The 16,220-nt window shown below is 77.5% G+C and carries 14 protein-coding genes and 1 pseudogene; 5 read left to right on the top strand and 10 right to left on the bottom strand.

The features are described 5' to 3' along the window. Positions 1–106 precede the first annotated feature (106 nt). The gene (locus WAA21_RS09685) at positions 107–400 is read left to right on the top strand and encodes a DUF4031 domain-containing protein (RefSeq protein WP_336922583.1); all 294 of its coding nucleotides are present in this window, start codon (positions 107–109) and stop codon (positions 398–400) included. Here the strand turns inward: WAA21_RS09685 and WAA21_RS09680 are convergent. Together WAA21_RS09680 and WAA21_RS09675 are read right to left on the bottom strand one after the other, a co-directional pair. Next, on the bottom strand, positions 377–1,033 hold the full coding sequence (locus WAA21_RS09680) for an HD domain-containing protein (RefSeq protein WP_336922582.1): 657 nt from the start codon (positions 1,031–1,033) through the stop codon (positions 377–379). The genes WAA21_RS09685 and WAA21_RS09680 overlap by 24 nt on opposite strands. A gap of 100 nt (positions 1,034–1,133) precedes the next feature. Then, the gene (locus WAA21_RS09675; protein ID WP_336922581.1) at positions 1,134–2,423 is read right to left on the bottom strand and encodes a S1C family serine protease; all 1,290 of its coding nucleotides are present in this window, start codon (positions 2,421–2,423) and stop codon (positions 1,134–1,136) included. A 79-nt stretch (positions 2,424–2,502) separates the two neighbouring features. Here WAA21_RS09675 and WAA21_RS09670 point away from each other — a divergent pair, with 79 nt between their 5' ends. Beyond that, on the top strand, positions 2,503–4,296 hold the full coding sequence (locus tag WAA21_RS09670; RefSeq protein ID WP_442893260.1) for an ABC transporter ATP-binding protein: 1,794 nt from the start codon (positions 2,503–2,505) through the stop codon (positions 4,294–4,296). On the opposite strand, the gene WAA21_RS09665 is transcribed toward WAA21_RS09670, so the two are convergent. The 7 genes from WAA21_RS09665 to WAA21_RS09635 form a co-directional block, all read right to left on the bottom strand. Further along, complete coding sequence (locus tag WAA21_RS09665; RefSeq protein ID WP_336922579.1) at positions 4,281–5,879, bottom strand: sensor histidine kinase; 1,599 nt, start codon at positions 5,877–5,879, stop codon at positions 4,281–4,283. The two genes, WAA21_RS09670 and WAA21_RS09665, sit on opposite strands and share 16 nt — an antisense overlap. Then, positions 5,876–6,580, bottom strand: coding sequence for a response regulator transcription factor (locus WAA21_RS09660; protein WP_336922578.1), 705 nt, complete (start codon positions 6,578–6,580; stop codon positions 5,876–5,878). Before WAA21_RS09660 ends, WAA21_RS09665 begins: the two co-directional genes overlap by 4 nt. A gap of 205 nt (positions 6,581–6,785) precedes the next feature. Further along, a complete protein-coding gene (locus WAA21_RS09655; RefSeq protein WP_336922577.1) occupies positions 6,786–7,715 on the bottom strand; it encodes a type IV toxin-antitoxin system AbiEi family antitoxin domain-containing protein in 930 nt (309 codons plus the stop codon). Positions 7,716–7,902: 187 nt separating this feature from the next. Next, on the bottom strand, positions 7,903–8,361 hold the full coding sequence (locus WAA21_RS09650; RefSeq protein ID WP_336922576.1) for a hypothetical protein: 459 nt from the start codon (positions 8,359–8,361) through the stop codon (positions 7,903–7,905). Positions 8,362–8,377: 16 nt separating this feature from the next. Further along, a complete protein-coding gene (locus tag WAA21_RS09645) occupies positions 8,378–10,045 on the bottom strand; it encodes a DNA repair helicase XPB (RefSeq protein ID WP_336922575.1) in 1,668 nt (555 codons plus the stop codon). A 5-nt stretch (positions 10,046–10,050) separates the two neighbouring features. Then, positions 10,051–11,097 (bottom strand): hypothetical protein, encoded by a 1,047-nt coding sequence (locus WAA21_RS09640; protein ID WP_336922574.1) that lies wholly within the window; start codon positions 11,095–11,097, stop codon positions 10,051–10,053. 58 nt (positions 11,098–11,155) lie between these two features. Beyond that, the gene (locus tag WAA21_RS09635) at positions 11,156–13,585 is read right to left on the bottom strand and encodes a helicase-associated domain-containing protein (protein WP_336922573.1); all 2,430 of its coding nucleotides are present in this window, start codon (positions 13,583–13,585) and stop codon (positions 11,156–11,158) included. Between the two features lie 43 nt (positions 13,586–13,628). On the opposite strand from WAA21_RS09635, the gene larE reads away from it, so the two are divergent. From larE to WAA21_RS09620, 3 genes are all read left to right on the top strand, one after another. Beyond that, complete coding sequence (gene larE, locus WAA21_RS09630) at positions 13,629–14,501, top strand: ATP-dependent sacrificial sulfur transferase LarE (RefSeq protein WP_336922572.1); 873 nt, start codon at positions 13,629–13,631, stop codon at positions 14,499–14,501. A gap of 115 nt (positions 14,502–14,616) precedes the next feature. Further along, on the top strand, positions 14,617–15,000 hold the full coding sequence (locus WAA21_RS09625; protein ID WP_336922571.1) for a cold-shock protein: 384 nt from the start codon (positions 14,617–14,619) through the stop codon (positions 14,998–15,000). Between the two features lie 2 nt (positions 15,001–15,002). Then, positions 15,003–15,971 carry a DUF3027 domain-containing protein gene (locus tag WAA21_RS09620; protein WP_336922570.1) on the top strand — a complete coding sequence of 323 codons (969 nt, stop codon included), beginning with the start codon at positions 15,003–15,005 and terminating at the stop codon, positions 15,969–15,971. Positions 15,972–16,039: 68 nt separating this feature from the next. Here the strand turns inward: WAA21_RS09620 and WAA21_RS17955 are convergent. Next, positions 16,040–16,093, bottom strand: a pseudogene (locus tag WAA21_RS17955) (hypothetical protein); the annotation flags it as partial. Between the last annotated feature and the right edge of the window lie 127 nt (positions 16,094–16,220).

Below are 16,220 nucleotides of genomic sequence, written 5' to 3'. Positions count from 1 at the left end.
GGAGCGGAGCCCCGGAGGTGCAGTCCACAGGCACGGGGACGTCGGCGCAGGTCGCGCGCCGTCCACAGGGGGCGCCCGACGACACGCGCCGCCGTAGCCTGCCGCCGTGGCCGTCCTCATCGACCCGCCGCTGTGGCCCGCGCACGGGCGCGCGTGGTCGCACCTGGTGAGCGACACCTCGCTCGCGGAGCTGCACGCCTTCGCGGCGGCGGCCGGCGTGCCCCGCCGGGCCTTCGACCTCGACCACTACGACGTGCCGGAGGAGCTCCACGCGGCGCTCGTGGCCGCCGGCGCCCACCCGGTCGGCGCCGGGGACCTCCTGCGCCGGCTGCGGGCTAGCGGGCTGCGGGTCACGGCCGCCGAGCGGCGCCGGGCCTCAGGTGGCGGCCGGCACCGCTGAGCCGGCGAGGAGCCGACGCAGCTCGTCGCCCACGTTGGCCCGCGCGGTCTCCTCCCAGCCCGCCGCCCCGGGGCTGCGGAACAGCCGGCGGGACAGCAGCCGCCGCAGGACCGCCGCGCGGCCCGCGGCGAACAGCTCGTCAGGCACGTGCCCGTACTCCTCCCGCACGTCGGCCGCGTACTGGGCGTAGCGCTGCGGCGGGGAGGCGAGGATGCCGAGGTCCGCGTCGCACAGCACGGCCGCGTCCGGGTCGGCCGGCGTGCCGGGGTCGTGGTCGGCGGTCACGAGCACGAGGTCCGCGACCGCCTGCGTGTGCCGGCCCGCCACGCCGATCCCCGCCAGCTGCTCGCGGGCGAGGGCGGCGCTCGCGCGCTCGTCGTCGCCGGCCCGGCCGTCGTGCACCGCGTCGTGCCACCACGCCGCCGCCCGCACGAGGTCGGGGTGCTCCGTGTGCCCGACGAGCCGCTCGACGCGCTCCACGACCTCCGCGAGGTGGCGGCGGTCGTGGTAGCGCCGGTGCGGCTCGGACCAGCGGGCGAGCAGGTCGGCCTCGGTGGCCTCGGCGCCGGGCCGGTCCGCCCCGAGGCGGACCAGCACGTCGGCGAGCGAGCCCGGGGCGGGGGAGGAGGTCACGTCAGGTGAGCCTGCCCCGCCCCGCCCACCGCCGTCGAGGGGTTCCGGGCCACCGACCACGACGACGGTGCGACGGCCCAGGTCAGCCGCCGCGGGCGTCTCACCCCTCGGTCGGGGCGAGCGTCACGGGCACCTCGACCGCCTCGGTGCCGCGCACGACCGTCAGGGTCACCTCGTCCCCGGGGCGCAGGGCGCGGACGCGGGCGGTGAGCGCCTCCGACGACGTCGTGGGCTCGCCCGCGACCGCCACGACGACGTCACCGGCGCGCAGGTCGGCCTCCTCCGCCGGCGAGCCCGGGACCACGTCGGCGAGACCCGCACCGAGGCGCGTGCCCTGCCACTGCCCGTCGGCCACGGTGGCCGTCGCGTCCTGCAGGTAGGCCCCGAGACGGGCGTGCTCCACCGAGCCGTCCTCGACGACGGACGCGGCGACGGCGCGGGCGACGTCGACGGGGATCGCGAAGCCGAGGCCGACCGAGCCGGACTGCGGGCCGGTGGTGGCGATGGAGGAGTTGATGCCGACGACGCGACCGGTCGAGTCGACGAGCGGGCCGCCGGAGTTGCCCGGGTTGACCGCGGCGTCGGTCTGGATCGCGTCGGTGACGACGGGCTCGCCGTTGGCGACACCCACCGCCTGCGTCGTGACGGGCCGGTCGAGGGCGCTCACGATGCCGGTCGTCACGGTGCCGGCGAGCCCGAGCGGGTTGCCGACGGCCATGACGGGGTCGCCGACGCCCAGGTCCTCGCTCTCGCCGAGCGGCACGACGGCCAGGTCCTCGGGCGGGTTCACGAGCCGGACGACCGCGAGGTCGGTGGAGGGGTCGGTGCCGACGACGTCGGCGTCGAGCACGCGCCCGTCGAAGAGCGTCACCTGGACGCCTCCGCCGCGCGCCGCGGCGACGACGTGGTTGTTGGTGAGGACGAGGCCCTCGGCGTCGTACACCACGCCGCTGCCCTCCCCGCCCGAGCCGTCGGGCGCCCTCACCGTGATGGCGACGACGCCGGGGCTGACGGCGTCCGCGACGGCGCCCCAGTCGACGCCGTCGGTCGCGACCGCGCCCACCGCCGCCTCGGGCGCCGGGCCGGAGGCGTCCGTGCTGACGGACCGGGTCGCGAGAGCGGCCGCGAGGTCGTCGCCCGTGGCCAGGGCGAGTGCACCGGCGCCGGCCGTCGTCCCGGTGAGGGCGAGGGCGCCGAGGACGGACACGGCGGCGACGCGGGCGGGACGGCGGTACCAGGGACGGGCGGCCGCGGGCCGGGCGGTCGGCAGGGGGGCGCCGGCGTGGGGACCGTAGGCGTCGGCGTACGGGCCGGCGTACGGGCCGACGTGGGGGTGGGCGGACGGGTGGGCGGGGCCGGACGGGCGCGTCGGGGCGGAGGGCGTCGTCATGGCCACCATGGGACACCCGCGTCCTCGGCGCCAGGTCGACGTCACCTGGGAGCACCCTGTGAGCCCGGCGCCGGGCACGATGGCCCGTGTGAGCGTCGACCCGCAGCCGCCGGGGCCTGCCTCCTCCCCCGGTACCCGTGCGGACCTGCGGGCGCTGGGACGCCTGCTGCGCCCGCACACGCCGGCGCTCGCCGTGGCGGGCGCGCTCGGGCTCGCCAACGCGGCCGCCGCGCTCGCGCAGCCCCTGCTCGTCCGCGAGGTCATCGGCGCGATCGAGACCGCGGCGAGCGTCGTCGTCCCGGCGGTGTGGCTCGTGGTGGCGCTCGTCGTGGCCGCGCTGCTGTCGGGCGTGCAGGCCTACGTCCTGCAGCGCGCGGGCGAGGCGGTCGTGCGCGAGACGCGCCGGCGGCTCGTGGGGCGCCTGCTGCGCCTGCCCGTCGCCGAGCTCGACCGCCGCCGCGGCGGCGACCTGCTGTCGCGCGTCGGTGCCGACACCACCCTGCTGCGCACGGTCGTGACGTCCGGCCTCGTCGACCTCGCCTCGGGGGCCGTCATCATCGTCGGCGCCGTCGTCGCCATGGCGGTCGTCGACCCGTTCCTGCTCGCCGTCACGCTGTCGGCCGTCGTCATCGGCATGACGGGCGCGCTGCTCGTCGTCCGGCGGGTGCGCGCGGCCTCGCTCGCGGCCCAGGCCGCCGTCGGCGACATGACGGCCGGGGTCGAGCGCTCGCTCGGCGGGGTGCGCACCATCAGGGCGGCCCGCGCCGAGGAGCGCGAGGAGCGCACGGTGGGCCGCTCCGTCGCGGGCGCATTCGCCGCGGGGGTCCGGCTCGCGCGGCTGCAGGCCGTCCTCGGCCCGGTCGCCTCCATCGCCGTGCAGGGCGCCTTCCTCGCCGTGCTCGGGGTCGGCGGGGCCCGCGTGGCCGCGGGGGCGGTGTCGGTCGGGGACCTCGTCGCCTTCGTCCTGCTGCTGTTCCTGCTCGTGCAGCCCCTCGCGCAGGGCATCTCGGCCATCGCCGCCGTCCAGACCGGTCTGGGGGCGCTCGCCCGCATCGAGGAGGTCCTCGCGCTGCCGGTGGAGACGACGGGCGACGTGGTCCGCGCGCGCGACGTGCTCGCGCACGCGCCGGTCGAGGTGCGCCTGGACGACGTCCGGTTCGCCTACCCCGGGGAGGACGGCACCGCCGAGGGGCCGCCCGTCCTGCGGGGCGCGTCGTTCACGGCGCCGGCGGGACGCCGCACCGCGCTGGTCGGCCCCTCCGGCGCGGGCAAGTCGACCGTGCTCGCGCTCGTCGAGCGGTTCTACGACGTGACGGGCGGGCGCCTGCTCGTCGGCGGGCACGACGTCCGGGACCTGCCGCGCGAGGAGCTGCGCGGGGCGACCGCCTACGTCGAGCAGGACGCCCCGGCGCTCGCGGGCACGCTGCGGGACAACCTCCTGCTCGGCCGGCCCGACGCCACCGACGAGGAGCTGCTCGAGGTCATGGGCCGGGTCAACCTCCTCGACCTCGTCGCCCAGCGCGCGACCGGGCTCGACACGCAGGTCGGCGACGACGGGGTGCTGCTGTCCGGCGGGCAGCGCCAGCGCCTCGCGATCGCCCGGGCGCTGCTCGCGAGCCCCGCGCTGCTGCTGCTCGACGAGCCCACGGCGAGCCTCGACGCGCGCAACGAGGCCGCGCTCGCCGCGGCGGTCGCGGCCATCGGTCCCGACACGACGGTCCTCGTCGTCGCGCACCGGCTGTCGACCGTCGTGGACGCCGACCGGATCGTCGTCATGGACGAGGGGCGGGTCGTCGCGCAGGGCACGCACTCCGAGCTCGTGGCCGCCTCGGGCCTGTACCGGGACCTCGCCGCCCGTCAGCTCCTCGTCTGAGGGTCCGCCTCGGCGGGCGCGTCGCCGTCGGGACCGTCGGGACCGTCGGGACCGTCGGGACCGTCGGGACCGTCGGGACCGTCGGGACGGTCCGGTGCCGGCGGCGGTGCGGCCGGCAGCCGCACCTCGAAGGTCGCGCCGCCGCCCGGCGTGTCGAGGACCCGGACCGTGCCGTCGTGCGCGGCGACGATCGCGGCGACGATCGACAGCCCGAGACCCGACCCGCCCGTCCCGCGGGTGCGGGAGGCGTCCAGGCGCGCGAACCGGTCGAAGACGCGGCCGCGGTCGGCCTCCGGCACCCCCGTCCCGTGGTCGCGGACGGCGAGGGCGACCTCACGGCCGTCCGTGCCGGGGACGGTCCCGGCGACGACCTCGACCGGTGAGCCCGCCGGGGTGTGCCGGACGGCGTTGCCGACGAGGTTGGTCAGCACCTGGCGCAGCCGGTCGGGGTCGCCCTGCACGGGTGCCGGCCCCAGCGGCGAGCCGTCCGGGGTGAGCACGCGCACGGCCCGCTCGGGGTCCAGCGCCCGGACGTCGCCCGCAGCGTCGAGCGCGAGCGACGTCACGTCGACCTCCACCCGTCGCATCGGGCGCTGCTCGTCGAGGCGGGCGAGCAGGAGCAGGTCCTCGACCAGCCGGCCGAGCCGCCTCGCCTCGCCCTCGATCCGCCCGAACGTGCCCGCCACCTCCTCGGCGGGCACGGCGCCCTGCCGGTGCAGCTCGGCGAAGCCGCGGATGCTCGCCAGCGGGGTCCGCAGCTCGTGCGAGGCGTCCTGCACGAAGCGGCGCATGCGCGCCTGCGAGGCGTCGCGCTGCCGGACGCTCTCCTCGATGCGGCTCAGCATGCCGTTGAGCGCGGTGGTGAGCCGACCGACCTCGGTGTCCTGCCCGCCCTCGGGCACGCGCTTGGTGAGGTCGCCCGCGGCGATGGCCGCCGCGGTGTGCTCCACGGCCGTCAGCGGCATGAGCGAGCGCCGCACCGCGACCGCGCCGATGAGGGCGGCGAGGGCGACGACGAGCAGACCCGTCGCGAAGGTCCACACGAGCAGCCGCTTCGTCGTGTCGTCGGCGTCGAGCGGGAGCGCGACCGAGACGGAGCCGACGTCGCCGACGGCGGTGCGGGACGGCAGCGTCACCACCTGCCAGCGCAGTCCGCCCTGCCGTGAGCCGACGGTGAAGGGGACCTCCCCGAGCTCCCTGGCCTCGGCCGCGGTGAGCAGCGGGACGTCCGGCATCTCCGAGCGGCTGCGGAGCTCCGGGGCGATCTCGACCAGGCTCTCCTGGTCCTGCACGTACGCGACGACGACGTACTCGCTCGGGAGGTCACCGGCGGCGCGGACCGTACGCCCGGCGGGCAGCCGCTCGAGGCGGATGCTGGCCGCGACGGACTGCGCGACCGCGGGCGCGGTCTGCTTGAGCTGGGCGTTCACCTGGCCGACGAGCTGCCCGCGCTGGGCCACGACGAGGACGGCGCCGAAGACGGTCGTCGCGACGGCGACCGCGACGACCACGACGAGCACGAGCCGCAGCTCGAGGCTGATGCCGCTGCCCCGGGGGGCGTCGGTGGCAGGGGGCGCGCTCATGCTCCCGGTGGCAGGCGGAGCACGTACCCGACGCCGCGCTTGGTGTGCAGCAGCGGGGTCTCGCCGGTGTCGACCTTGCGGCGCAGGTAGGAGATGTACGACTCGACGATGGCCCCGTCGCCGCCGAAGTCGTAGTCCCAGACGTGGTCGAGGATCTGCGCCTTCGACAGCACGCGGTTGGGGTTGAGCATGAGATAGCGGAGCAGCTTGAACTCCGTCGGGCTCAGGTCGACGGGACGCCCGGCCCGGCGGACCTCGTGCGCGTCCTCGTCGAGCTCGAGGTCGTGGAAGCGCAGGACCCCGCTCGTGGCGTCGCCGACCACGCCGGTGCGGCGCAGCACGGCCCGGATGCGGGCGACGACCTCCTCGAGGCTGAACGGCTTGGTGACGTAGTCGTCCCCGCCGACGGTGAGCCCCTGGACCTTGTCCTCGACCTCGTCCCGCGCGGTGAGGAACACCACCGGCATGTCCCGGCCGCGCTCGCGCAGCTTCCGCGTCACCTCGAAGCCGTCCATGTCCGGCATCATCACGTCGAGCACGACGAGGTCCGGGCGATGCCGCTCGGCCTGCTGCAGCGCCGTCGTGCCGTCCGCCGCGGTGGCGACGTCGTAGCCCGCGAAGCGCAGCGACGCGCTCAGCAGGTCGCGGATGGAGGGCTCGTCGTCGACCACCAGGAGGCGGGTCTTCGTCGCGGTGCTCACATGGGGACAATGCGTGAGCGCGCTGGGAAGTTCCTGGGTGCGGCGCGGCGGGGTGCCGTGGGTACAACCGCACAGCCTGTGCGTCGGGCGCCGTGGTGAGGGGTCCGGCGTGGGCACAGCCGCACAGCCTGTGCGTCGGGCGCCGTGGTGAGGGGTCCGGCGTGGGCAGGACCGCACAGCCTGTGCGGCAGGTGCCGGGGCCGCGTCAGAGGACAGCACGGACCGCCGCGGGGATGGTGCCGGGGTGGTCGGTGTCCTTCCACGTGACACGGACGACGTCGTGCCCCTCGGCGACGAGCGCGTTGCTGCGGACGCGGTCGACGTGCAGCGCCTCGGGGGTGCTGTGGGGTCCGACGCCGTCGGCCTCCACGACCAGCAGGCCTCGTCGTCCCCGGGTCCGCCGGCGGAAGGCCATGTCGACCCGACCGACCAGACGTCCGCTGCGGTCGCGGACCTCCAGCTGCAGCTCGTCCGGCACGAGGCCGGCGTCCAGCAGCCGCAGGCGCACCCGGCTCTCGAGCACCGACTCCGCGCGGCCGTCGGCCCACGCCCACAGCGACGTGGTCGCTGCGCAGCCCGTCGTGCCCTGGGCGCGCCGCGCCAGGACGGGCAGGTCGGCGGGGGAGACGAGACCCGTGCGCAGGGCCGAGTCGAGCACCGCGAGCCCGACGACACGGTCGGTGCCCGTCACGACGTCCACGAGCGTACGACCGGGCGTCGTCACCGCCAGGCCCTGCAGGTGGGTGACGTCGCCCGCGGCGAGCAGACGCCGCCGGGGCCGCAGGTCGGGGGCCGGGGTGGCACGGCGGCTGGGGGGGACCACGACCTCGGTGTCGCCGTCGCCGGTGCCGGCCAGGCCCCACAGCCGGGCGGCGGACGGTCCGCTGACCACGCCGTTCGTGGCCAGGGCCGCGGTCCGGCAACGCAGCCGCAGCGCGTTACCGGGGTTCGTCATCGACCGCACGACGTAGACGCCCCTGCGGGCACGCTCGAGCACGCCGGCGCGCAGCAGGCGGCGCAGTGTCGCCGCGTCGACGCCGTGGTCCCGCAGCTGCGCCCAGGTCACGGCCCCGTCCTGCGACACGACGCGCCTGATGAGCGCCGGCGGGAAGGGCAGCACCACGGCTCGGTCCATGCCGGCACCGTGCCGCAGTCGACCGCGGACGTGCGTCGACGCCTGTGGACAACCGCCGCCGCGCCGGACGCACAGGCTGTGCGGTTGGCGACACGGGCGGGCGGGAGGCCCGGTCCTGAGCGCACAGGCTGTGCGGCTGATGACACCGTGGGGCGGGCCAGGGCGCGGGTCGTGAGTACGACGTCCCTCAGACGCGGACGGCCAGCGCCAGCGCGAGCGCGAGCAGGACCACGGCCAGGGCCAGCCGGACCCGGTCCACGCGTGCGAGCCGTCGGTGCAGAGCGACGCGGTCGGGGGCCGACGCGGACCTGACGAGGGCCTCGTGCAGCGGGACGGCGAGGAGGGCCGTCACGGCGAGCACGGCGAGCAGCACGCCGACCGCGGCGACCGCGAGGACGCCGCCCACGACGACGAGCGCACCGGCCGCGGTGACGACGAGCGCGCCGTACACGGGCGCCACGGCGACGGCCATGCGCCGGGTGTGCACCTGGTGCGCCGTGCGCGCGGCGTCACCCGTTCCGCCCGACCCGCCCGGCCCGCCCGACGCGTCGGCCAGCGCCGGGTAGACCACGAGCCGCACGACGAACTCGAGCCCGAGGTGGGCACCGGCCGCCGCGACGAGCAGCACGGGCCACACGTCGACCACCGGTCCCCTGGCTGCCTCAGTCGAGCGCCGCGGCCACGTCGACCGGCCCGCCGGCGAGGTCGTCGGCGTCGACGATGCGGTACGCGTATCCCTGCTCGGCGAGGAAGCGCTGCCGGTGCTGGGCGAACTCCTGGTCCTGCGTGTCCCGTGACACGACCGCGTAGAAGCGCGCGGTCCGCCCGTCGGCCTTCGGGCGCAGGACGCGACCGAGGCGCTGGGCCTCCTCCTGCCGGGACCCGAACGCGCCCGACACCTGGATGGCGACGGCGGCCTCGGGCAGGTCGACGGAGAAGTTCGCGACCTTCGACACGACGAGGGTCGTCACGTCACCGGAACGGAAGCCGTCGAACAGGCGCTGGCGCTCGCGGACCGTCGTCTCGCCGGTGATGACGGGCGCGTCGATGCGCTCGCCGATGTCGGCGAGCTGGTCGAGGAACTGCCCGATGACGAGCGTCGGCTCGCCCCGGTGCCGCTCGACGAGCTGCTCGACGACCCGCGTCTTCTGCTCGCTGCTCGCGCAGAGCCGGTAGCGCTCGTCCGGCTCGGCCGTCGCGTACACGAGCCGCTCGGACTCCGGCAGGGTCACCCGCACCTCGACGCAGTCCGCGGGGGCGATCCAGCCCTGCGCCTCGATGTCCTTCCAGGGGGCGTCGTAGCGCTTGGGGCCGATGAGGGAGAACACGTCGCCCTCCCGGCCGTCCTCGCGCACGAGGGTGGCGGTGAGCCCGAGGCGGCGGCGGGCCTGCAGGTCCGCCGTCATGCGGAAGATCGGCGCCGGCAGCAGGTGGACCTCGTCGTACAGGACGAGCCCCCAGTCGCGGGCGTCGAACAGCTCGAGGTGCGGGTAGACGCCCTTCCGCTTCGTCGTCATCACCTGGTAGGTGGCGATCGTGACGGGGCGGATCTCCTTGCGCTGCCCGGAGTACTCGCCGATCTCGTCCTCGGTGAGGGTCGTGCGGCGCAGCAGCTCGTCCTTCCACTGCCGCGCCGAGACCGTGTTGGTGACGAGGATGAGCGTCGTCGCGGCGGCCCGCGCCATGGCGCCGGCGCCCACGAGCGTCTTGCCCGCGCCGCACGGCAGCACGACGACGCCCGAGCCGCCGTGCCAGAACCCCTCGACGGCCTCGGTCTGGTACGGGCGCAGGTCCCAGTCGTCGGTTCGCAGCGCGATGGGGTGCGCCTCGCCGTCGACGTAGCCCGCGAGGTCCTCCGCGGGCCAGCCGAGCTTGAGCAGCGCCTGCTTGAGGTTGCCGCGGTCGCTGGAGTGCACGACGACCTCGTCGGGTGCGACGCGGCGCCCGACGAACGGCTGCACCTTCTTCGAGCGCAGCACCTCCTCCAGCACGGGCTGGTCGAGCGCCCGCAGGCGCAGCTCCTCGCCGTCCTTGACCAGCTGCAGCCGGCCGTAGCGCGACATCGTCTCCGCGACGTCGACGAGCAGCGCGTTCGGGACGGGGTACCGGGAGTGGGTGAGGAGCGCGTCGACGACCTGCTCGGCGTCCATCCCGGCCGCGCGCGCGTTCCACAGCCCGAGCGGCGTGAGCCGGTAGGTGTGGACGTGCTCGGGAGCGCGCTCGAGCTCCGCGAAGGGCGCGATCGCCCGCCGGCACGCGGGCGCGTCGGCGTGGTCGACCTCGAGCAGCAGCGTGCGGTCGGACTGGACGATGAGGGGGCCGTTCACCACCCTCGTCAGAACTCGCTCGACATGCCGGCTGTTCCGATGATGCCGAACACGAACACGATGTAGCCGATGAGGAACAGCAGGGCGAAGGCGAAACCGGCCGCGAAGAGGATCCACGACCACTTCGTGAGGTTGCGGCTGGCGGCGACGTCCTCGCGGGCCTTGCCGATGGCGACGGCCGCGCAGATCACGCCGCCGATCGCGAGCAGGTTGCCGCACAGGAAGATCGCGACGCCGTTGAGGATCGTCCACAGGACCGCGCTGGAGCGCGCCTTCTCCTGCTCGGGGTCGAGCGCGAGACCGGGCGGCGGGTAGGGGGCGGGCTGGCCCCCGTACGGCTGGGACGACCCGTACGGCTGGGACCCGTACGGCTGGGACCCGTACGGCTGCGGCGTGCCGTAGGGCTGGGACGACCCGTACGGGGACGACCCGGACGGCTGCGACGACCCGTACGGCTGGGAGGAGCCGTACGGCTGCGACCCGTACGGCTGGGTGGACCCGCCGGACGGCGAGCCGTACGGCTGCGACCCGCCGTAGGACGGCGACTGCTCGCCGGAGGAGCCGTAGGGCTGCGACGCGGCGGCCGAGCCGCCACCGGGGGGCGAGGCGTAGGGGTCGCTGGGAGCGCCCGGGGAGGAGGACGGCTCCTGGCCGCCGCCCGCGGGGTAGGAGCCCGGCTGGTACGACGCCGACGACCCGTAGGACCCCGGCTCGCCGGAGCCCTGCGAGGAGCCGTAGGAGCCCGTCGAGCCGTACGACCCGGACGAGCCCGAGGCCGGGTAGGGGGCGGTGGGGGGCTGCTCGGCCGGCGTCGCGGCGGTGGCCGCGTCGGACGCGTCGGCGCCGCCGGACGCCCCCGTGCCGTCCTCGTCGCCGGGGCCGGACGGCTCGGGACGCGTCGGCTCGGCCCCCGCGGCGGGGTCGTCCCACGAGAAGCCCGACAGCACGGAGCCGCCGTCGTCCTGCCGGTAGCCGCCCTCGTCCGCGGGGCGGTCCTGTGCGGCGCGCTCGTCCTCGGGCTGCCCGGGCTCGTCCCGTCCGGTCTGGTCGCTCATGGCCTGCTCCTCCTGCACTGGCGTCCGGTCGGGCCGGCCGTCGACCGGCCCGCGCGCGTCAGTCTTCCACCCGGGGCGCCGCCGCGGCGCCCGTCACCCGGTGCACGGAGAAGGTCCGCGTGCCCGGACGGCCCACCTCGACCGCCGTCAGCCGTCCGCCGGACAGGGCGAGCGGTTCCAGCAGACGGCGCGACGTGCGCCCGGTCTCGTCGACGTAGCCGACCCACACGCGTCGGCCCTCGGCGACGGCGTCGCGCAGCACCTCGAGGCTGACCCGCGGCTCGAGGTGGGGCAGGTCGATGCTGCCCGGACGCGGGCCCGAGTCGGCGAGGCGCCAGCGCCGCACCGCCTCGCCGAGCTGCTCGCCGGAGGGGACGGCCCGGGCGGCGGCCCCGGTCGCGGCCGCGTGGGGGACCTGACGGCGCGACGGCGCGCGGCGCCGGGCCGGCCCGGTGACGAGCAGCGAGCCGTCGGCCGCCTCCGCGGCCGGCGCGAGCCCCGTCTCGCGGAGGGCGGCGAGCACGGCCGGGCCGTCCGCCTGCGCCGCCAGCACGGTCGCTGCGAGCCGTCGCAGGCCGAGCCGGGCGAGCCGGCGGTCGGCGAGGAGCTCGGTGAGGGCGGCCGGGTCCTCGGCCCGCAGGAACGCACCGGCCGAGCCGACCCGGACGAGGCCGTGCCGGCGGGCGACGTCGCGGACGAGGTACTCCAGCGGCTGCGGCACCGCGCCGGTGCCCGCGCGCGTCAGCACGTCGAGCACGTCGTCGGCGGTGCGGCCCGCGTCGAGGGCCCGCCGCAGCGAGGCGGCGCTGAAGCGGTACACGGTCGCCGCGCCCCGGGACTCGACGTCGGCGAGGAGGTCGACCTCCGCGGCGAGGTCGGCGGTGAGCGGGCCGGGCGCGACGGCCGTGAGGTCCGCCTGCAGCAGCAGGTGCTCGACGGGCGCGGGCAGGACGGTCGCGAGCCGGGCGGCGGCGGCCTCGCGGCCCGCGCCGTCCGGCCCGTCGGCTCCCGCCCCGACGAGCTCGCGCGCGGCGGGGGCCAGGGCCCCGCGACCGGTGAGCCCGAGCCAGGCCGCGTCGTCGAGCAGCCGGCGGACGAGGTCGGTCCGGCCCGGCCCCGACCGGCGCGGGGAGCGGAAGTCCAGCCTCGCCACCACGTCGCCGACGCCCAGCACCTGCCCGGCGGGCAGCGTCGCGAGGTCGGCGAGCACGTCCTGGCGCAGCGGCAGGGACCCCGTGCGGCGGGTGTCCTCCGACAGCGCCGCGCGCACCGTGCCGTCGCCGCCGCGCTCACCCGCGAGCGAGGCGACGGCGTCGCTGCCGCACCACGCGGCCGCGAGCGCCGCCCAGCGCCCGGCGACGTCGAGCTCCAGCCAGTCGTCGGCCTCGCGGGTCGGCACCCACGCGGGCTCCTCCTCGCCGTCGGCGCCGAGCAGGCCGGCCTCGTGCGCGAGCGTGACGGCGAGCGCGGCGGCCCGCTCGTCCTCGCCGAGGGCGGCGGCCAGGCGGCGCAGGTCGCGCACCCCGAGCCCGCCCGCGCGGCGCACCGACAGAGTCGTGCGCTCCGCGGTGCGCAGCACCTCCTGCACGAGCCGGACGGCCTCGGTCGCGGACCCGGCGGCGGCCTGCTCGACGGTGCCGACGTCGGCGGTGCGCTCCGGCAGCGCCGGCGGCCCGGTGACGGGGGCGGCGTGGGTGCGGCCGTCGCGCAGGGCGAGCCCGACCTCGCGCGGCAGCACGACGAGGCCGGGCTCGGGCACGGCGAGCAGGCCGTGGCCGAGCAGCCAGGCGAGCGGGCCGTCCGGGTCCAGTCGGGCCGGGGTCTCCCCGACCGGCGGGCCCCACCGCAGCCGCTCGAGCGCGTCGCGGGCGCCGTCCGGGGCGTCGGCGAGCAGCCCGTCGACGACCTCGCGCCGCCCGAGCGCGGCGACGACCGCCTCGACCGCCCGCTCGGGGTCGCCGACCTCACCGAGGCCGAGCCGCTCGGCGAGGCCGGTGAGCCGGGCCGGGCTGCGGCGGTCCAGCACGTGCCGCAGGGCCGGGCCGAGGCCGGCGGGGTAGGGCCCGAGCAGCTCGTGCGCCACCCGCACGAGCCGCAGCCCGCGGGGCGGGCCCCACACGAGCGCGACGGCCCGCAGGTGCTGCAGGTGGGCGCGGGCGTCGGCCCCCCACGCGCGCGTCACCGCGGCGGGCGCGGTCGGCTCCGGCAGGACCGCGAGGGCCTCGACGACCTGCAGGGCCGCCGCGTCGAGCCGGTCCAGCGCCCGCTGGACGCTGGCGCGCGTCGTCGCGCGGACCGCGAGGGAGGCGACGTCGGTGGGCACGGGCACGGCGAGGTCCGGGCGCAGCCGCAGCAGCTCGACGAGGGCGTCGTCGTCGCGGGCGCGCAGGTCGTCGGCGAGGCTGCGTGGCGGTTCGGGGCGGGCACGCCGCGCGCGAGCCGGTGCCGGTCCGGCCGTGGCGACCGGGCTGCGGCTGTCGCTGGGCATCCGCACAACGGTACGCCGGGGCCGTGCGCGTAGCGTTCCGGCCGTGAGCACCACCGTCCTGGGCCTGCCCGCCGCGCCGCCGCGGCCCGTCGTCGAGCTCGAGCGCGCCCTGCTGGCCGTGCTGCGCCCGGCGGGCTCGGTCCTCGTCGCGTTCTCCGGTGGCGCCGACTCCGCGCTCGTCGTCGCCGCGGCGGCCCGCGCGCTCGGCCCGGACGCCGTGGCCGCCGCCACGGCGGTCTCGGACGCCGTGCCGGAGCGTGAGGTCGACGGCGCCCGCCGGCTCGCCGAGGGGCTGGGCGTCGCGTGGCACCGCCCGCGCACCGACGAGCTCGCGCGCGAGGGCTACCGGCGCAACGACGGCGACCGCTGCTACTTCTGCAAGACCGAGCTCATGCACGTGCTCGGTCCGCTCGCCCGGCGCCTGGGCCTCGCCCACGTCGCGACCGGCACGAACGCCGACGACCTGCGGGCCGGGTTCCGGCCGGGGGTGCGTGCGGGCGCCGAGGCGGGGGCGCTCACCCCGCTCGCCGACGCAGGGCTGAGCAAGGCCGAGGTGCGCGCGCTGTCGGCGGCGTGGGACCTGCCGACGTGGGACAAGCCGGCCGCCGCGTGCCTGTCGAGCCGGCTCGCGTACGGCACCGCCGTCACGCCGGAGCGGCTGCGGCGGGTGGGCGACGCGGAGGCGGCGGTGCGGGACCGGCTCGGCGCGCGGGTGCGGGACGTGCGCGTGCGCGACCTCGGCGCCGACCGTGCCCGTCTCGAGCTCGACGACGCGTGCCTGCGCACCCTCGCCGAGGGCGACCGTGACGGCTTGCGCGGGCTCGTGCGGGCGACCGGGTTCGTCGACGTCGCGGTCGAGCGGTTCCGCTCCGGGGCGATGAACGAGCTGCTGCCCGACCCCGCTCGCTTCCGCTGAGCCCGGCCGCGGGCCGGGTCGCGGACCGCTCGCGCGTTACCCTGGGCGCCGCCGCCCGCGATGTCCGACCCGTCCGTCCGGCCCACCGTCCCCGCCCAGCTCTCCCGAGGTCCACGTGCCCACTGGCAAGGTCAAGTTCTTCGACGCCGACAAGGGGTTCGGCTTCCTCGCCTCCGACGACGGCGGCGAGGTGTTCGTGCACGCCAGCGCGCTGCCGCCGGGCACCGAGGCGCTCAAGGTCGGCTCGCGCGTGGAGTTCGGCGTCGCCGACGGGCGCAAGGGCCCCTCGGCCCTGAGCGTCCGCGTGCTCGACGCCCCGCCGTCGGTCCGCGCCGGCACGCGCAAGCCGGCCGACGACATGGCCGTCATCGTCGAGGACCTCATCAAGCTGCTCGACGGCGTCTCCCGGCAGCTGCACCGCGGGCGCTACCCCGAGCGCGCCGCCGCGCAGAAGACCGCCCAGGTGCTGCGCGCCGTCGCCGACGACCTGGACGCGTGAGCATGGCCACCACGAGCACCGGCACCGACGGGACGACCCCCGCCACCCCGACCCGCGCCCGCGCCGCCCGGGCGCCCCGCGTCACGCTCGACGCGGTCGGCGCGCGGGCCGTCGACGTCGCGCGCGCGGCGGCCGAGGAGGTCGCGGGGGCGGGCGAGGTCGGCGAGCACCTCGGCACCGAGGCCCACGCCGAGCGCGTCGTCGTCCACCGCTTCGCCGCCCTGCACCGCGGCTACCGCGGCTGGGCGTGGACCGTCGTGCTGGCCCGCGTGCCGCGGGCGCGCGCCGTGACCGTCAGCGAGGTCGTGCTGCTGCCGGGCGAGGACGCGCTGCTCGCGCCCGCCTGGGTGCCGTGGGCGGACCGGGTCGAGCCCGGCGACCTCGGCGAGACCGACGTGCTGCCCTTCAAGGAGTCCGACCCGCTGCTCGACGAGGGGTTCGAGGCCGTCCCCGACGGCTGGGACGACGCGTTCTCCGGCGAGGAGCGCGCGCTGCAGTGGGAGCTGGGTCTCGGGCGGCGCCGGGTGCTCAACCGCGAGGGACGGCTCGAGGCCGCCACCCGCTGGTACCGCAGCGACGCCGGCCCGGACAACGCCGAGACGCGGGCCGCCGACGGCCCGTGCTCGACGTGCGGGTACCTCGTCGGCCTCACCGGCAGCCTGCGCCAGCAGTTCGGGGTGTGCGCGAACGCGTGGTCTCCCGACGACGGCCGGGTCGTGAGCCTCGACCACGGCTGCGGCGCGCACTCCGAGACCGGGCAGGACGGCGACGAGGGCGACGAGCCGTTCCCGCCCGTCGTCGACGAGCTGCGTCAGGACCTCGACACGGACCCGCTGCCCGACGAGCCCGAGGACGCGGCCGACCCGGTCGAGCCCGACCCGGTCGAGCCGGGGCCGGTCGAGCCGGGGCCGGTCGAGCCCGACGCACCCGCCTCCGCCGGCGACGGCGCGACGGGGTCCCCGCCGGTCTGACGGCGCCGGCGCCGCCCGAGCGCCCAGCCGAGCGCGAGCACGCCGCACACGACACCCGCCACGGCCGTCCACGTCCACCAGCGGTGGTCGGGCGCGAGCGCGTCCCGGCCCACGAGCAGCACGACGAGCACGACGAGCCACGTGAGCGTGCCGAGGACGACGGGGCGCACCGGGTCCACGGGCAGCGGCTCGGTGACGCGGTGCAGCACGCGGCGCCCGCCCGGTGCCGCGGCGTCCCGCTCGTCGTCG

Origin of the sequence: Aquipuribacter sp. SD81 (assembly GCF_037153975.1) — a bacterium.
Lineage (GTDB): Bacteria > Actinomycetota > Actinomycetes > Actinomycetales > JBBAYJ01 > Aquipuribacter.
This window is presented reverse-complemented; position numbering and strand designations above follow the sequence as displayed.